This window comes from Wolbachia endosymbiont (group A) of Conops quadrifasciatus (assembly GCF_964027015.1).
GTDB lineage: Bacteria > Pseudomonadota > Alphaproteobacteria > Rickettsiales > Anaplasmataceae > Wolbachia.
The window spans coordinates 1201203-1218205 of record NZ_OZ034722.1 but is presented as its reverse complement, the minus strand read 5'-3'; the positions used below and the strand labels follow the sequence as shown (position 1 = coordinate 1218205).

Sequence of the window (17003 nt, the reverse complement as noted above, 5' to 3'; positions counted from 1 at the left end):
TGAGTAAGGTAAAAAAATGAGCTTTAGTTACTATAACATGAAGAAACACCCAAGAAACTTTCGTAATATAACAGGTTTAACTATAGAGGAGTTCGAAAAGGTAGTGGAAAAAGTGAGGTCTGGGTGGGAAAGAGTTGAAAAACAGAAAAAGTGCCATGGTAGAAGATCACAACTACCAACTCTAAAAGATAAGTTATTTTGCGTAATTTTGTACTATCGCACTTACATAACACATAGATTTTTAGGGTGCCTGTTCAATGTGCACAACGCAAATGTATGTAGGTTACTGAAGAAAATAGAGCCATTACTTGCCAAAAAAGTTACTATAACAAAAGATAGAAGTATGACACCAGAAAAAATACTGAAGATTCTGGCTGATATTACAGAACAGCAAATACAGAGACCAGAAGATAGTAAAAAACGGAAGAAATCATATTCAGGAAAAAAAAGAACCAACACTATGAAAACTGAGATTGTTATCGAAGAAGGTGGAAGAATTTTATCAGTGTCAAAGTCATATCGTGGTAGAATTAATGATTTTTGCATAAGGAAACAAGAAAAATATTTACCAATCGATAGCATAAAATATGCCGATTCTGGATATCAAGGTTGGCAAAAATTGCAAAGCAATGTTATAATTCCATATAAAAAGTATCGTAAAAAGCCATTAACTCCAGAGCAGAAAGAGCATAATAGAAGATTAGCATCATTTAGAATGAGAGTAGAAAATAAGATCCGTGAGATAAAGATATTTAAGATTATGTCTCATGTTTACCGCAATTTTCAGAAAAAATACAACCTGAGGTTCAATATTATTGCTGGTATTGTGAATCTTAAGCACGCCTTTTAGTTAACCTTGATTTTAGTCACCCTCCTTTCCTTCTTTTTATTGCTTGATTCTCAGCAGGTCTTTAGAAGTTTTATAGATGAAAGGAAGGTAGAGTTCTCAAAACCCTATAATCTACATTTAAAGGTAAATTTTTATTCGTTGTGTCTTATGCAGATTCCGCTAACAGGTAGCGGAATCGTAAGTTTTGACTAAGATCTTTGTTGACTCTCTCCTATGGCTTCTGCCTTTAGCTCATCTATAATTGTTTGAACCTCAGGAAGCATCTGATGTTTTTCGTAATCTGATTCATATTTTTCCCTTTTATCAGAAACTTTATATTCGTTTTCTTGATAAAGTGAATATAAAAATCCAACTCCAAAAATAACAATTGATGCAAGTGCCATGTATTCAAGTGGTCTTTGCACTTTTTCTCTTAAATCAAAATATCGAGACAGTAGAATCAGAGCGCAAGATGCTATTACTACTGCACCAGAAGCAATTTTATTTTCTCTAAAATGCTTTTGATTGTGACTCTGTTCATAATTTCTATAAACAGTTGTGGCATGAGCTTGAAGCCTTTTTTCTCTATCTTCTCCCTTATTGTCTAATATTGACATAATAAGTTTTCTAAAACTCTCTTCACCAGTTTCCTGTTTCCATAAGTTTAATTGTTTACTCATAGTTTAACCTCATATTAATAAATATAGTTTATTATACACAACATTTATAATAAATGTCAAGGATGGTATATTTATAAATAATATACTATAATTTCTTAAGCATTTTTTTAAAGTAGTTAGCTGTAGCTAAAATAATTGAGATTTACTAAAACAAACTTATGAAACAATTGAAGTTAACGCATGATCAGATTTTTTAACTGGATCCTATGGCCAAGCCAAAAGAATTTACAAGTTGGGCAGTATGGGTAGTATGATACTGCAAAATGCTATTTCTCAAAAAACCAACAATTGCAATCATTGGTTCTACAGGTATAATCTGTAAAGTTTACACGAGTCTCATGAATGATAGAAAAAGAAGAGCAGTTTAGTTTTACATCAGAAAACCTTAAGAAAGCGGGAAAGTTTATAGAGATGTATCCTAAAGGCAAAGAAGGCAGCGCTGTTATGCCTTTACTATATCTGGTTCAAGAGCAATGCGGATGGGTTTCTGAATCTGCTATGCGTTATGTTGCTGATATGCTTCATATTCCACATATTCGTGTATATGAAGTGGCAAATTTTTACACCATGTATAATTTAAAACCAGTAGGCAAATATCTAATACAAATTTGTAGAACAACTCCTTGCTGGTTGTGCAATAGTGAAGAAGTTTTAAATACCTTAAAAAAAAAACTTGGAATCAATATCGGTGAGACTACTAAAGATAATTTGTTCACTTTAAAAGAAGTTGAATGCCTAGGTGCATGCGTTAATGCCCCCGTTGTGCAGATCAATAATGACTTCTATGAAAATCTTACTCCTGAGAAAGTAGAAAACATCATAACAGAACTTTCAGGCAAATAGATGAAAGAAGAATTTGCATTCAAGATAATCAAGCAATCAGGTTCTGCAAAAGTTGGAACAATTAAAACTCCAAATGGAAGCGTAGAAACACCAGCTTTTATATTCTGTGCAACAAAAGCTGCAATTAAAGCTTCAGATATCGAGAGAATTAGTGAAGCAGGTACTCAGATAATACTTTCCAACACCTATCACCTAATGCTTCAACCAGGAGAGAATACTGTTGCAAAACTTGGTGGTTTGCACAAGATGATGGGATGGAATGGGCCAATGCTAACTGACTCAGGTGGATATCAGATATTTAGCTTAGGGCACGGATCAGTTTCGGAAGAGATAAAAGGAATAAGAAAAAAACAAAAAACTCTGATCAAAATTAATGAGGATGGGGCAATTTTTCGTTCTTACATTAATGGTAAAGCTTATTGCTTGACTCCTGAAAAGTCTATACAAATTCAACAAAAACTAGGTGCAGATTTAATCTTAGTCTTAGATGAATGTACTCCATTTCACATAAGCAAAGAATACACAGCAAAATCAATGCTCATGAGCCACAAATGGGCTGAACGTTCTTTAAATGAATTTGAAAAAAACAATAATGGCAAGCAGGCACTGTATGGAATTAGTCAAGGCGGAGTATATCAAGATTTACGTAGAGAAAGTTGTAATTTTATTAACGATTTGCCATTTTTTGGTCAAGCAATAGGTGGATCACTTGGTCAAAGTAAAGAGCAGATGTACGATGTAGTTTCTTTCACTATGGACCATCTGAAAAAAGATAGGCCTACTCATTTGCTTGGTATTGGTGGAATTGTGGACATCTTTCGCGGAGTTAGTCTTGGAATTGATACGTTTGATTGCGTGCATCCAACCCGTTTAGCAAGGCATGGTGGTGCGCTTATTAAAGTAAAAAATAGAGATTCTATTTCTTCAAAGTGCAAAGAGCATATTAATTTGCGAAATCAACAATTCGAGCTGGACAATAACCCAATTGAAAGTAACTGCTTATGTTTTACCTGCAGAAAGCATTCAAGAGCTTATATACACCATTTACTGAAAGCTAAAGAGCTCCTGGCTTACACACTCGTTACCATTCATAACGTTTTCTTCATGAATAAGTTAATGGCATCTATAAGGCAGGCAATATTGGATGATAGGCTAGATCAAGAGAAAAATAATTGGATTAGTGAAATACCATTGCACTTTGATTTGGCCTCTCTTTGAGTCTTTTCTTTATGCCGTTGATTTTTACTTCTTGTTATATTTACTTTATTTGTCACACTATTAATTAGAAAGGTTATAATAAAAATTAATCTATTAATGTTAGTCTCTACCCATATGATTTGTAAGGATTAGAGGTGAAGATATGGCTAAAGGAAATAATACCCTATTAATATTTGATTTTGATAACACTATTACTAATGGACACATACATAATATTTTCTCCGGTAAACACTCCGGGTTCAAAAAAAGTGATTTTAATTCTGGTGCAGAATATGCAGTGACCGATACTGATATAGGAAATTTTCTAAAGAATACAGGCGGAGTAAAAAATAAGGAGACATTAAAATCTGTGTTGCAATCTGCACTTTCAAATGGAGTGAAAGTTAATATCTCATCGTATACAGGATATTCAGACGCTGTGAGAAGGGTTGTAGAGAATCATTTGGGTTTATCTAAAGAACAAGCAGGCGGTATTTCTGTATTTGGTGGGTTTCCAGGAGATTATGATAATGAGCTTCCAAAAGGTCTCAAAGAACAAAAAAATCAAGTTGGAAAAAATTTACACATCTGTAAGGCAATTGTGGAGTATAAGGATAAACATGGTGAGTTGCCAAAAACTGTCATGCTAGTTGATGATGATGTAAAAAATATTCAAAAGATTAATGAGTTTGTTGCATCAATGAGTAAAAGAGAGGAATGGCTTGAAAAAAATGGGCTGAGTATTGAAGAGATACAAAAAATCAAATTTGAAGGTGCGCGAGTGCCTAAAGAGGATAAAAATGTTGGTTATCTAGAAAGAGTACAGGAGTTTGTCAATGCTAACTTAGTGCAAGAACCAATTTATGAAAATTTGAAGAAGGAAGAACCTATATACCAAAATCTTCAAGATATTCAAAGATCATTGTCTAAAACGGTACCAAAAGAACCTATATATCAGAACAATGGAAATCGACCACCATTGCCTCCTAAAAAAAGGAAATCAAGTGATGGTATGGTTGCTGATGGTGAGAATAAAAAACAAGATATTAAGGACATGTCGTCATCCGAAACACAAGCAAACCCAACACGCTCAAAACGTCATGCAATGATGCTTGACCCTCAGCAAATAGAATCTATACACCAGAATGCTGAAGAGTTATCACCAGGTAAAAAATACGCACATATTCAAATCGTTTCCTTAGCACCAGAATTCAAGGCAATCAAAGCTTTTTTTCAAGATTGTATTCAAGAGGTAATAAATAGACCTGCTGCAAAAGGTGATTGAAAAAATAATGTGAGAGAAGTAGAAGAAGAATAAGCAGATTGAGTAAGGTAAAAAAATGAGCTTTAGTTACTATAACATGAAGAAGCACCCAAGAAACTTTCGTAATATAACAGGTTTAACTATAGAGGAGTTCGAAAAGGTAGTGGAAAAAGTGAGGTCTGGGTGGGAAAGAGTTGAAAAACAGAAAAAGTGCCATGGTAGAAGATCACAACTACCAACTCTAAAAGATAAGTTATTTTGCGTAATTTTGTACTATCGCACTTACATAACACATAGATTTTTAGGGTGCCTGTTCAATGTGCACAACGCAAATGTATGTAGGTTACTGAAGAAAATAGAGCCATTACTTGCCAAAAAAGTTACTATAACAAAAGATAGAAGTATGACACCAGAAAAAATACTGAAGATTCTGGCTGATATTACAGAACAGCAAATACAGAGACCAGAAGATAGTAAAAAACGGAAGAAATCATATTCAGGAAAAAAAAGAACCAACACTATGAAAACTGAGATTGTTATCGAAGAAGGTGGAAGAATTTTATCAGTGTCAAAGTCATATCGTGGTAGAATTAATGATTTTTGCATAAGGAAACAAGAAAAATATTTACCAATCGATAGCATAAAATATGCCGATTCTGGATATCAAGGTTGGCAAAAATTGCAAAGCAATGTTATAATTCCATATAAAAAGTATCGTAAAAAGCCATTAACTCCAGAGCAGAAAGAGCATAATAGAAGATTAGCATCATTTAGAATGAGAGTAGAAAATAAGATCCGTGAGATAAAGATATTTAAGATTATGTCTCATATTTACCGCAATTTTCAGAAAAAATACGACCTGAGGTTCAATATTATTGCTGGTATTGTGAATCTTAAGCACGCCTTTTAGTTAACCTTGATTTTAGTCACCCTCCTTTCCTTCTTTTTATTGCTTGATTCGCAACAGGTCTAAGGAAGTAGTGAAATTACTGTCAAAGGAAGTAAGCCAATAGATGCTTCAAGAATAAACAAAGATATTATTGTCGAGTCCTTAGCTCAAATAATCGAGAAAAAAGAGAAAATCAAAGATCTTAACAATAATTATAAAGGTGATCAGCTAAAGCGAGAGATATCGAAATTATTGAACGCTGGTTTGCAAAAGGAAAATATAAACTCAAACTATAATGATGGAGAGCCTATATTCCAGACTCGTGAAGAGGCATCGAATTATCCTCCGTAAAAGAAAGACATAAACTCAAACTCTGTGAGAGGAAACTATAATGATGGAGAGTCTATATTTCAGACCGTTCAAGAAGCACGGAACTATCATCGGCAAAAGAAAGGTATAGACTCAAACCCTGTAAGCAAAAAACCACTTGCACCACCAGTACCTCCTAAAAATTATACGGAAAAAGTTACGCAAAATAGAAATAATAATATTATTGAAAGAGGAGGTCGAAGATTCGTATAATTTCTTGCATATCCGGTTCATGGTACATTGTTTCAACTTACACTTCTTTAATCACTGTGCTAAATTATATTGTAAAGCAGCCAAATCAATATAATAGAATGCTCTAAGCTTTAAGCATAGAAACCACTTTATCGTAACTTGGCAATGATTTAATTTCTCCAATTGCAGCTAGAGTGGTTTTTTCATGCTGAGATAACAATTCTTTTGCTGCTTTTTTTACGTTAGCAGTGGTAACTGCACTAATTTTTTCTATTAATTCATTTTTACTGATGTACCTATTATAATTACCATAGTAGTGTCCCAATGTTTCAGCGCGTGAGCTAACACTTTCGCGTGACATTAAAATTTGGGATTTTATTCGCTCTTTCACTCTATTTACTTCTTCTTCCCTCAGATTATCTTTAGACAGCTTCTTCAACTCTGTCGTCATAGATTTTAAAAGCTTATCTAAGTTACTACTATCTGTGCCAGCAAAAATGGAAAACATCCCTGTATCAGTGTAGCTGGAATTAAATGAATAAACAGAGTAAGCTAATCCCTGCTTTTCCCTTACTTCCTGGAACAGACGTGATGACATTCCGCTCCCTAATATAGAATCAAGCACTTGAAACGTGTGATATTTATCGTCATGGCGAGAAACACTAGGTAGACCAATTAGCAAGTGTACCTGATCTAATTTACGATGTTCTAAATACTCACCACCAGTACAGCTAGCATTTTGGCTTTTTTTCAGCTTTTTAGAATGAATCTTTGAGAGAAAACCTTTGGTTAATGCAATAACTTCTTCATGTTCAACATTTCCTGCAACGGTAAATAGCATATTCTCGCCAAAGTAATGTTCATTTATGTAATTATCTAGATCTCCTCGAGTAAAAGATTTTACAGTATCTTGCGTGCCTAAGATTGACCTGCCAAAAGGTTGATCTTTATAAGCTGCCTCAAAATATTTACCGAAAACAATGTCACTTGGTGAATCATTAGTTTGAAAAATCTCTTGTATTACAACGCCCTTCTCACGTTCCAATTCATCTTCTGGAAATGTTGAATTCATCAATATATCTATTAATATATCAATACCAGTTTTTATGTCTTTCTTGAGGACTTTTGCATAATAGGTGGTGCTTTCCCTACCGGTGCTGGCGTTGAAAACCCCACCTATGTCGTCAAAAGCTTTTGCAATTTCAAACGCAGTTCTTGTCTTCGTTCCTTTGAAAGCCATGTGTTCTAGAAAATGGGATATTCCATTTTGATTTGCACTTTCCGCTCTACTGCCAACACCAACTCGTATGCTTAAAGCTACGGAATCAACATCTCGCACCTGCTCAGTTATTATGCGCAGACCATTATCTAATTTTGTTACCTGAGGTGTATTCATCTTATGTATTCTTTTTTAAATTTTCTTCTGCAAAATTCCAATTAATCAAATGGTCAAGGAAAACTTTTATGTAGTCAATTCTACGATTTTGACAATCTAAGTAATAGGCGTGCTCCCAGACATCCATAGTGAGTAATGGAACTTGGCCATAAATTAATGGCAAATCTGCATTTGGAGTTTTGGTGATTTTGAGCTTTCCTTTTTCGAGCACTAACCATACCCATCCACTACCAAATTGGCTTACTCCATGATTGGCAAATTCCCCACAAAACTTATCAAAACCACCGATATCATCTTGAATTTTTTTTGCCAGAAAACCATCATCTTTAGGTTTACCACCACCATTCTTCTTCATTGAATTCCAATAAAAAGTGTGGTTCCAAACTTGCGCTGCGTTATTAAATATGGGAACTTTATCGCTATTACCATGCACTTTTGTTATTATTTCCTCAATTTTCACATGTTGATAATCTGTATTTTCAACCAGCTCGTTGAGTTTATTTAAATATCCTTTATGATGCTTATCATAATGAAAATCTAAGGTTTTTGCAGATATGTAAGGCTCTAAAGCTGTTTTATCGTATGGTAATTCAGGTAAAGTAAAACTCATGACAATCTCCTTATTTTTGACCTACTTGGATGGTATTGTAATATGTGCTCTTGTGCAACATATAATTAATAGCTAAAACATAGTTGATTAAGTATCTATTGCATTATTCTAAGTTTTATATCACAATAATGATTATTATATAACTTTCGAGAGGTAAAGATGTCAGGTGTGTATGAAAATTTTAAAAAATATGCTCAATATGGAACTGTTCCTACTGTAGAAAAAAGTGATAACAGTAGAGTTTCGCAAAACAGCTTCTAATTGATAGTGTTGTGGGACCAGTGAAGGATGCGCTTTTTGGCGTGGAGAGAAAGTTTTCTTTTGATATTAGCTTAGGTGATAGAAATCACGAAAATCCTGGCATGACACCAACTGCTGTTTTGGCACTAACTAACATAGTTCTACAACCTTTGTATCTAGCATTTGCGTATTTGTCATACTGGCCGGCAAAAGGGTCAGCAAAAGTAACAGATAAGTTTGGTCTTAAAGACAATACAAAATCGTTGGTAGATTATTCAAGTACGTTCCTAGATAAGGCATGGGAACATAGTGGGAAAGTAGGTAAATTTGTTAACACAGTTTTGAGTTACGTTTGCACTGCTGTCATCTGGGCTGCTGCATTAGTTATGACACCACTTACTTGGGCTGTTGATAAAGTGTCAAGTAAGTTTAGTGACGCAAAGACTGAAGCTGTTGACCCTAATGGGAAAGCTCCTCTATACTAAGATAATCTGCACAATCAATGTTCATGGCTTTAACATTTAGTCATGGGCATTTTGCATTTGTGAATCTCAGGGGTGCAGGCCAGACGTCATACCGCGATTCATTCGCGGTATCTCACCATAGATCCCGCTGACAAGCAGCAGGATGACGGTTGTCAGTAAACCTGAATTACTTTAGCTATGCAATGAGATTTCCTAAAAACACTTTGCAGCCAATTAATCCTTGATATAAAAAAAATTCCTTTAATAATAAGGCATGCTAATCAGGAATTTAATCAAACAAGCGACTAAAGTAGGAAGCAGTGAAAATGTACGATATATTGAGTATCTCTATCAATTTGAGAAGTTTAGAAACACATTAAATCTCACTTTATCACTAATAAAGCAAAATAGGCTTTCGTTTGAAATATACCAAGAGGGATTAGTGGATATGGAAGAAGGGGTGTGTAAGACAATCAGGTCTTCCGGTGTAAATAGGTATGTTATTGTGCTGAGAAGGTCAAATCCATACATTATAGTGCATGAACTTTCACATATGGTTGAAAATGAGCTTAACTTGAGCCTAGAACAGGAATTTCTCCATAAGGTTTACCAGGATATTGAGCAGAATTTAAGGCAAGCAAATGTTCTTGTGCAGAAAATTATTAGCCAAGTTATATTTAAGGAGATACAAGCTTATCAAACTGCAAAGTCACGCGCATCTGAATTGTTTGCACGCTATTTTGAGCTATTTGCTTGGGCACAAGAGGTTTATCCTAAGGATAAAGAATACTTAATTCGCACTCAAGATTTAAACAAAGTGTTCCTTGCTACTGATCAATGGAAAAAGAGCTGCCTGGATCCACAAATGATGGATAGAATAGATAAGGAAATCAAGGAATACAGCAATAAAACCGCCACTAAAGACGTAACCAAAGTGCAAAGCAGTTGGACTAATAAATTTTCTCCTGGGGGCAAAAAAATTAGCTCCATATTTGGAGATGACAATTAGCTTAGTATAGCTAGTGCAGGTTTTCCTACGTCATACCGCCGCGGTGCTAATACGTAGCGGAATGACGGTTGTCGGTAAATCTTTTAGCTATAGAAGTTAACTTTGCAGTTAACTTCTATAGCGTTTCAAGGTATAGTTTTTATAATAAAGTGTTCGAATATACATGAAAACCATTTTAGCTGTTGAAACAAGCTGCGATGAAACTGCAGTAGCGATTGTAAATAGTGACAAGCAAGTCCTTGCTCACGAAATTCTCTCCCAAGCAGAACACAAAAAACGCGGTGGGGTGATCCCTGAAATCGCTTCACGTGCTCATATGGAGCATTTAAGTGGTCTAATAAAAAGCGCCGTTGAAAAATCTAACCTTAACTTTTGTGATCTCAATGCAATTGCAGCAACATCAGGACCAGGACTCATAGGTGGATTAATAGTTGGTACAATGATGGCTAAAGCAATTGCACATGTAGCACAAAAACCTTTTATTGCAGTTAATCACTTAGAAGCGCATGCATTAGTTATTAGGTTACTGCATGAGGTGAAATTTCCGTTTTTAGTTCTATTAATATCAGGCGGCCACTGTCAATTTTTAATTGCACAAGATGTAGGTAAATATATTAAACTTGGAGAAACACTTGATGATTCGTTAGGGGAAGCATTTGATAAAGTTGCTAAGATGTTGGGTTTAAGCTATCCCGGAGGCCCATTAATTGAAAAGTTAGCTAAAAAAGGCAATGGTGCAAGATTTAAACTGCCAAGGGCAATGATAAAACGTTCTGGATGTAATTTTTCGTTTTCTGGAATCAAAACAGCAGTAAAAAACTTGGTGCAAGAACTTAAAATGAGCGAGCAAGATGTATGTGATGTATGTGCTTCGTTTCAAGGGTGTATTAGTGAGATATTGTTAGACAGGGTTAGCAATGCAACCATTATGGCTGAAGCTCTAAATATCAAAATCAATGACTTTGTTATTACCGGCGGAGTTGCAGCAAATAATTTCCTGAGAGAGAAATTAAAGAAACACATAAACTTAAATATATTTTTTCCCCCTAATAACCTATGTACAGATAATGCAGTAATGGTTGGATGGACAGGAATTGAAATGTTAAGGAAAAACTATATCGATTCTCTCAATTTTGCACCAAGGCCAAAGTGGGAGTTGGAGAGTTATTAAAAACTCTCAATTTTGAATTAGGTAATGAAGGAAATATTAACTATACTTCTTTGTTTATATTTCCTATTCACATATATTAATATTTTACTCACTTAAAGCAGGCTAACTGCCGTTATTAATATTTTTGTGATAAAAATTATATATGGTGCATGTAATCAAATTAAGAGGAAGATTGTGGAAATTACGCCATCAATAAAAAAAGAATTGAAGCAAAGTACTCTATATATTTGCCTAGAAAAATGCAAAAGTGCATTTTGGTTCATTTTCTGGTTTAGTGCGGGAATCAATTTATTAATGTTATTCCTACCACTTTATACCTCTCAAGTGCTTGATCGGGTTATATCGAGCGAAAGCGTATCAACACTAACTATGCTGACAATTATCACTTTATCTGCATTTGCATGTTCTGCAATGCTTGAAACTTGTCGATATTTAGCCATGGCAAAAATAGGTGATTGGATCGATAAAACTGCAACACCAGATCTGATAGTAAGGTCAATCAGGCTAACGTCAGTGCAGAGCTCAACTTCAAGTGGTGAAGCAATACGAGATCTCGGGGTAATAAAAAATTTCATTACAGGAAATGGTATATTCTCACTGTTTGACACTCCATGGTCGTTAATTTACCTTGTTGTGATTTTTATGATACACACCTCCACGGGGTTTATAGCTATTGCTGGAATCATTATATTAGTCTCTATGGCAATATGGAATGAACTTGCCACTAAACGAATATTACAAGAAACCAACGAAGAAACTATACGGAATGTCAATGCTATAGATGTTGCAACAAGAAATGCAGAAGTAGTTGAAGCTATGGGCATGTCAGAATTCATAGTCTCTGATTGGTGTAAACGAAATGATCAGAATCGAGCAATGCAAATTAAAGCACAAAATCGCTCTAATGTAATTACTGGAATCACTAAGTTTTTGCGCTCAACTCTGCAAATATCAGTAATTGGAACAGGTGCATTACTTGCAATTACAGCTCATAAAACTGCTGGTAGCATCATCGCTGCTTCAATTTTAATGGGTAGAGTATTAGCACCATTTGACGCTGCGGTTCATACTTGGAAGTTTTTAAATCAGGCTAGAATGTCATATGGAAGGCTACAAAGACTTATATTAACATCGCCAAAAAGAGAGCAAACGATGGCTCTACCAGAACCTGAAGGAAAATTGGAATTTGATAGAGTATTTTTTACTCCTTATGGAAGCAATAAGCCAACAGTAAAAGGAATATCATTTATTATAGAACCAGGGGACGTAGTAGGTGTGATTGGTGCAAGTGCTTCTGGTAAATCCACTATCGCAAAATTAACTGTTGGTGTATGGAAGCCAATATCTGGTGTAGTCAGACTAGATGGCGCTGATGTATATACTTGGAATCGAGAAAATTTTGGTAATTATGTTGGCTACTTACCTCAAGATATTGAGTTATTTAACACTAGTGTCAAAGCTAATATTGCTCGCATGAGACCAGATCCAAATCCTGAAGAAATAATCAAAGCAGCAAAAATTGCAGGAATACATGAACTAATACTAAGCTTACCAAATGGATATGATACAACAATAGGAGGTCCTGGAGGAGTAACGCTCTCTGGCGGCCAAAAACAGCTTCTTGGACTTGCCAGAGCTTTTTATGGTCACACAAAACTTTTAGTACTTGATGAACCAAACGCTAACTTAGATAGCAATGGAGAGGCATGCTTAATTAATGCAATTGGCATTGCAAGAAAGCAAAATACTACTACTGTTATCATCACTCACAAGCTACCGTTATTGTCCGTAGTTGATAAGGTGATCCTCATGTCAGATGGTGTCATTTACGCTATGGGACCAAAAGATGAGATTTTGAGCAAATTAGTTGCTCCATCATCAAATACTACAGAAGATGAGCGCTCTTCAGCAAATGGTTAGTTTACTTACACTAAATTCTGTATCTGAAATAACAACTGTTCCAGTATTACTAGAAATGTTTACCATTAGAAATAATATTACAAGAATAGTAAAGAGATTAATAACTCCTATTAATTAAAGTTAATCGGCAGATAGTGTATATTTCTAATTAATGATTTTTCTTAATTTATTAATTAAATAGCTTAATATTAGTAAAGTGATTTTATAAAAAAAATTATAATATAAATAATGTTGCTGCGAAAACTTATAACAATATTTCCCTCTAACGTTTAATGAATTTCAATAAATTGCCTTTTTAATTCTAGATAAGTATACGTTTTGTTAATATGTTTAGTTCAAAATCCAAAAGTAAGTTTATGCTTTCTATTGGAGAAGAAGGCATAATGTTACTATATTTTAAAAATAATACTTTAAATAAAAGGTATTTTGTTAAGGGCAAAAACGATAAAGCAGTTTCCGATTTAATTTCATGTCTTTCGTCAGATAAAAAAGCACCTTTATACCTAGTGCTTAATCATGCAGATCAAAATTACTCGCTACAGTTTATTACAAGGGCAAACAAGATTAGTGCCTATCTATCAGCAAAAACAAAGATGGAGCATTTTTCTCGTAATAATGACATAAGTTCAGTTTTTTTGGTTGAGAAGCCAAACAAATTCAATCAAAACTGGTGCTATCTTCTTGTTTCATCAAAAGCAAAGCATTTAGTAGAATATTGGTTGAATGTGTTTATTGAGATAGGCTCCAACTTTAAGGGAATATTAATGTTTCCTATAGAAATAAGTAATATAACAAAAAAGATTCTACATAAAGATCCTAATAATTGGAAAATTATAGTTGCTGCAACTAAAACGGGAGGCTATAGACAAGTGGTTTTTAAAGAGAATAAAATGATATTTACGCGTTTAGTACCATTTACTAATGATAATTTACCAGGAATTATTGCTGGTGGAATATATCAGGAATTGCAAGATACTATTCGATCCTTAACTAAGTTTGGGTTTGAAAAAAATAACCCTATCGACCTTTGCATCATAGTGTCAGAAGATATTAAAGCTAGTTTATCAGTCATAAATTTTTCAGAGAACAGTGTGAACATATTAACTCCATATGAGTTAGGCAAACTATTAGGAGCAGAACTAGCTATAAGTGAAAAAGATAACTTTTGCGATACCATAATTTTGTTTCACAGCTTTAAGAATAAATTAGCAGCTATTTTTAATACAAAGGAAACTAAAGAATTTTATCTATTCAATTATCTTTATTTAAACTCTCCTCAAATTTTTCTATACTTTGCTTTGGTTTTAGTTGTAATTAACGCCCTTTGTTTGCTAAATTTGTATTCAAACTTCAGTTTCGCTGATAATTTATCCGCAAAGCAGAGCACCTTAAATAACCAATTAACAAAACTTAGCCAAAGCTATAATGTAAAAAAAATAGATGAAATTTATGATTTTATTAATATCAATAATATTTTATCAAAAATAGAATACTCTCCTCTTACACAAGTTAAGTATGTAGAAAAGTTAAAAGTACCAGGTATAGAGCTTCGATCATTTGAATGGAATTATGATGAGGCAAAAAGTTATATTACCACAACTTTAAGGTTTAATTTTCGATCCGGTAAAAATATTTCCTATCAATACGAGAAACTACGAAAAAATTTAAACGATAATTTTCGTACCTATGACATTAATATTTCTAACTTACCTGCTGCTAAAGGGCAAAATCCATCTATTGATGTTGAAATAGGAGAGGCAATGTAGATTAATGACTATCTCTCAATTAAAAAGAAAAGCTACAATTCAGTTTATATCGTATTTGTTATTATCTGTTGGATTAATAGGGTTATTAACATATGTTGTTATCTATAACGAAAAGGTTTATAATAAAAACCAAATTGCGATTGATAAAATACGTTCTATTAATTTACAGATTATTGGAATTCAAAAAAAGGAAGTTGTTCTAAATAAAAACCTAGATTTATGGAAAAAAATTTCTTCTTCAAATTTACACAGTAGCAGATACATTGCAAATTTAAATTTCGAGCTTAGCAGGTTATATAAAAAGTACTATATATTAGAACCTGAAATATCAATTTCTATACCCGAAGAAGTTGAGCTCCACAACAAAAGTGAACGCACAAAAGTAATAAAAAGTGAAGTGGTCCTAAATTTAAGTTCAATAAGCGATAAGCATATTTTTTTATTTCTACAGTCCATTCCAAATTTGCCCGGTTATGTTATGATCAAATCTCTTATTTTAAACAAGCAGAGAAATATTGATGCTGCAACTATGAATCAAATTTTGAATGGTAATATGATAGAGATAGTGAGAGTTAATATAGTCTTTTATTGGTATACTATATTAAGTAGATAAGGTGATGAACATAAAGCTGTTTTTTATTTTTACGCTACTCATTTCCAATGTTAATGCATATTGCAGTTGTGAAGATATCATAGAAAGCATAGAAATTTGTAAGGAGTATTCTTGCCGACAATATATTGGCAATGAAGATTTTATTGAACATAAAATATTAGGATTAAATAGTGGAAATTTATGCGTATATATAGAAAAACAAGGTGATGATGAAATGGTTTGTCATCATTCTCAGTATGGAATGATGATAGAAAAAAGATATTTTGAAAGTATTCTTAAAGTTGGCAATCAAGAAATCGATGATTTTATTGATATAGCAAATTTGCGTGCAAAAGAGTGTTTCTTTATTAACAATCAAAAACTAAGCTATACAGATCGGGACGATATAATAAGAGAAGCAGTGGAAAGTGACTTTGACGTTTTGTCACAATATAGTAACGTAAAAAGCATTTTTTTTGATGAAGAGCCAGTTAATAGAATAGTCAATGAAATGGAAAAGTTCAATTTACGGTCTTCAAGAGCTGCAAAAGAGGAGGTATCAGATAATTTCAACTGTAAGGTAGTAAGTTTAGACTCAATTTTATATCTTTCTTCCGGTACATGGAAAATATGGGTAAATGGAAAGCTGTTTATAAATACTAAGGACTTAAAGGTGCACTCAGTCACTGAAAATTATGTGACTTTTGTATGGACCGTAGATCAAAAAGTAATAAAAAAGCATGCGAATGATTCTCAAAATGTATATCTTGGACATGGGAGTGTTATGTTTACGCTTTATCCAAAACAAAAATTTGACTTGGATAGCTTATCTATTAAATAATTTAGTATATAGCCAAAGTGACTTAGGTTTACCGACAATTTGAAAAACCGTCATCCCGCTGCTCGTTAGCGGGATCTCAACATAGATACCGCGGGTAGGTAGCTATATATGCGCTTGTAGCTCAGTTGGATAGAGCATTGCCCTCCGGAGGCAAAGGCCGTGGGTTCGAATCCCTCCAAGCGCACTTTTAATTAAATTTGACAATAGTACTTTCACATAAGATAATAAAGGGATTTATTTAGAGCATAATTATGTCTGGTGGTACCATAAACAAAGTCATATTAGTTGGTAATTTAGGAAAAGATCCTGAAATTAGGACTACACAAAATGGAAAAGAGATGGCAAGTTTTTCAATAGCCACGTCTGAAAGTTGGACTGACAAACTTTCCGGTATGCGCTCTGAAAAGACAGAATGGCATAATATTGTAATTTTTAGTGAAGGATTAGTAAAAATCGTCAAAGATTTTGCACGCAAAGGCAGTAAAGTTTATGTTGAAGGTTCTTTGAGAACTAGAAAATGGACTGACCAAAACGGTAGTGAAAGATACACAACAGAGGTGGTTCTATATAATTTTAATAGCGCTCTTACTCTCTTGGATTCGCGACCAAATTCCGATTACAAGCCAAGTGAATACAAGCAAAATGAAACAGAACAAAAAAATAAGCACGAAAGTTTTGACAACGATATAAAAGATGAACTAATCGACGATGAAATACCATTTTAACAATTT

Annotated in this window: 16 protein-coding genes and 1 tRNA gene; 14 read left to right on the top strand and 3 right to left on the bottom strand. The window is 33.8% G+C overall.

Annotated elements, in window-relative coordinates; all coding sequences use genetic code 11:
• Positions 1-37: 37 nt before the first annotated feature.
• Positions 38-850 carry a transposase family protein gene (locus AAGD69_RS06285; RefSeq protein WP_410529829.1) on the top strand — a complete coding sequence of 271 codons (813 nt, stop codon included), beginning with the start codon at positions 38-40 and terminating at the stop codon, positions 848-850.
• A gap of 188 nt (positions 851-1038) precedes the next feature.
• Here AAGD69_RS06285 and AAGD69_RS06280 read toward each other — a convergent pair whose 3' ends face one another.
• Entirely contained in the window at positions 1039-1509 is a 471-nt protein-coding gene (locus AAGD69_RS06280; RefSeq protein WP_341812048.1) for a hypothetical protein, read from the bottom strand.
• 342 nt (positions 1510-1851) lie between these two features.
• On the opposite strand from AAGD69_RS06280, the gene nuoE reads away from it, so the two are divergent.
• The 4 genes from nuoE (at position 1852) to AAGD69_RS06260 (ending at position 5723) form a co-directional block, all read left to right on the top strand.
• Positions 1852-2352 (top strand): NADH-quinone oxidoreductase subunit NuoE, encoded by a 501-nt coding sequence (gene nuoE / locus AAGD69_RS06275; protein ID WP_341812047.1) that lies wholly within the window; start codon positions 1852-1854, stop codon positions 2350-2352.
• Positions 2353-3570, top strand: coding sequence for a tRNA guanosine(34) transglycosylase Tgt (gene tgt / locus AAGD69_RS06270; protein ID WP_341812046.1), 1218 nt, complete (start codon positions 2353-2355; stop codon positions 3568-3570).
• 142 nt (positions 3571-3712) lie between these two features.
• Positions 3713-4834: a hypothetical protein gene (locus AAGD69_RS06265; protein ID WP_341812045.1), complete on the top strand. Its 1122-nt coding sequence runs from the start codon at positions 3713-3715 to the stop codon at positions 4832-4834.
• Between the two features lie 76 nt (positions 4835-4910).
• Entirely contained in the window at positions 4911-5723 is an 813-nt protein-coding gene (locus tag AAGD69_RS06260; RefSeq protein WP_410529844.1) for a transposase family protein, read from the top strand.
• A gap of 664 nt (positions 5724-6387) precedes the next feature.
• On the opposite strand, the gene AAGD69_RS06255 is transcribed toward AAGD69_RS06260, so the two are convergent.
• Both AAGD69_RS06255 and AAGD69_RS06250 read right to left on the bottom strand, forming a co-directional pair.
• Positions 6388-7659 (bottom strand): pitrilysin family protein, encoded by a 1272-nt coding sequence (locus tag AAGD69_RS06255; RefSeq protein WP_341812043.1) that lies wholly within the window; start codon positions 7657-7659, stop codon positions 6388-6390.
• A 1-nt stretch (position 7660) separates the two neighbouring features.
• Positions 7661-8269, bottom strand: coding sequence for a superoxide dismutase (locus AAGD69_RS06250; protein WP_341812042.1), 609 nt, complete (start codon positions 8267-8269; stop codon positions 7661-7663).
• A gap of 272 nt (positions 8270-8541) precedes the next feature.
• Between AAGD69_RS06250 and AAGD69_RS06245 the strand changes: the two genes are divergently transcribed.
• The 9 genes from AAGD69_RS06245 (at position 8542) to ssb (ending at position 16997) form a co-directional block, all read left to right on the top strand.
• Complete coding sequence (locus AAGD69_RS06245; RefSeq protein ID WP_341812041.1) at positions 8542-8994, top strand: hypothetical protein; 453 nt, start codon at positions 8542-8544, stop codon at positions 8992-8994.
• Positions 8995-9247: 253 nt separating this feature from the next.
• On the top strand, positions 9248-9982 hold the full coding sequence (locus tag AAGD69_RS06240) for a hypothetical protein (RefSeq protein ID WP_341812040.1): 735 nt from the start codon (positions 9248-9250) through the stop codon (positions 9980-9982).
• Between the two features lie 163 nt (positions 9983-10145).
• Positions 10146-11153 (top strand): tRNA (adenosine(37)-N6)-threonylcarbamoyltransferase complex transferase subunit TsaD, encoded by a 1008-nt coding sequence (gene tsaD / locus AAGD69_RS06235; protein ID WP_341812039.1) that lies wholly within the window; start codon positions 10146-10148, stop codon positions 11151-11153.
• Between the two features lie 174 nt (positions 11154-11327).
• Positions 11328-13073, top strand: a complete 1746-nt coding sequence (locus AAGD69_RS06230; RefSeq protein ID WP_341812038.1) for a type I secretion system permease/ATPase — start codon at positions 11328-11330, stop codon at positions 13071-13073.
• 326 nt (positions 13074-13399) lie between these two features.
• A complete protein-coding gene (locus AAGD69_RS06225; RefSeq protein WP_341812037.1) occupies positions 13400-14839 on the top strand; it encodes a hypothetical protein in 1440 nt (479 codons plus the stop codon).
• Between the two features lie 4 nt (positions 14840-14843).
• Complete coding sequence (locus AAGD69_RS06220; RefSeq protein ID WP_341812036.1) at positions 14844-15452, top strand: hypothetical protein; 609 nt, start codon at positions 14844-14846, stop codon at positions 15450-15452.
• 4 nt (positions 15453-15456) lie between these two features.
• A complete protein-coding gene (locus AAGD69_RS06215; protein WP_341812658.1) occupies positions 15457-16272 on the top strand; it encodes a hypothetical protein in 816 nt (271 codons plus the stop codon).
• 110 nt (positions 16273-16382) lie between these two features.
• A tRNA-Arg gene (locus tag AAGD69_RS06210) sits at positions 16383-16456 on the top strand.
• Between the two features lie 67 nt (positions 16457-16523).
• Complete coding sequence (gene ssb, locus AAGD69_RS06205; RefSeq protein ID WP_096616007.1) at positions 16524-16997, top strand: single-stranded DNA-binding protein; 474 nt, start codon at positions 16524-16526, stop codon at positions 16995-16997.
• Positions 16998-17003 lie beyond the last annotated feature (6 nt).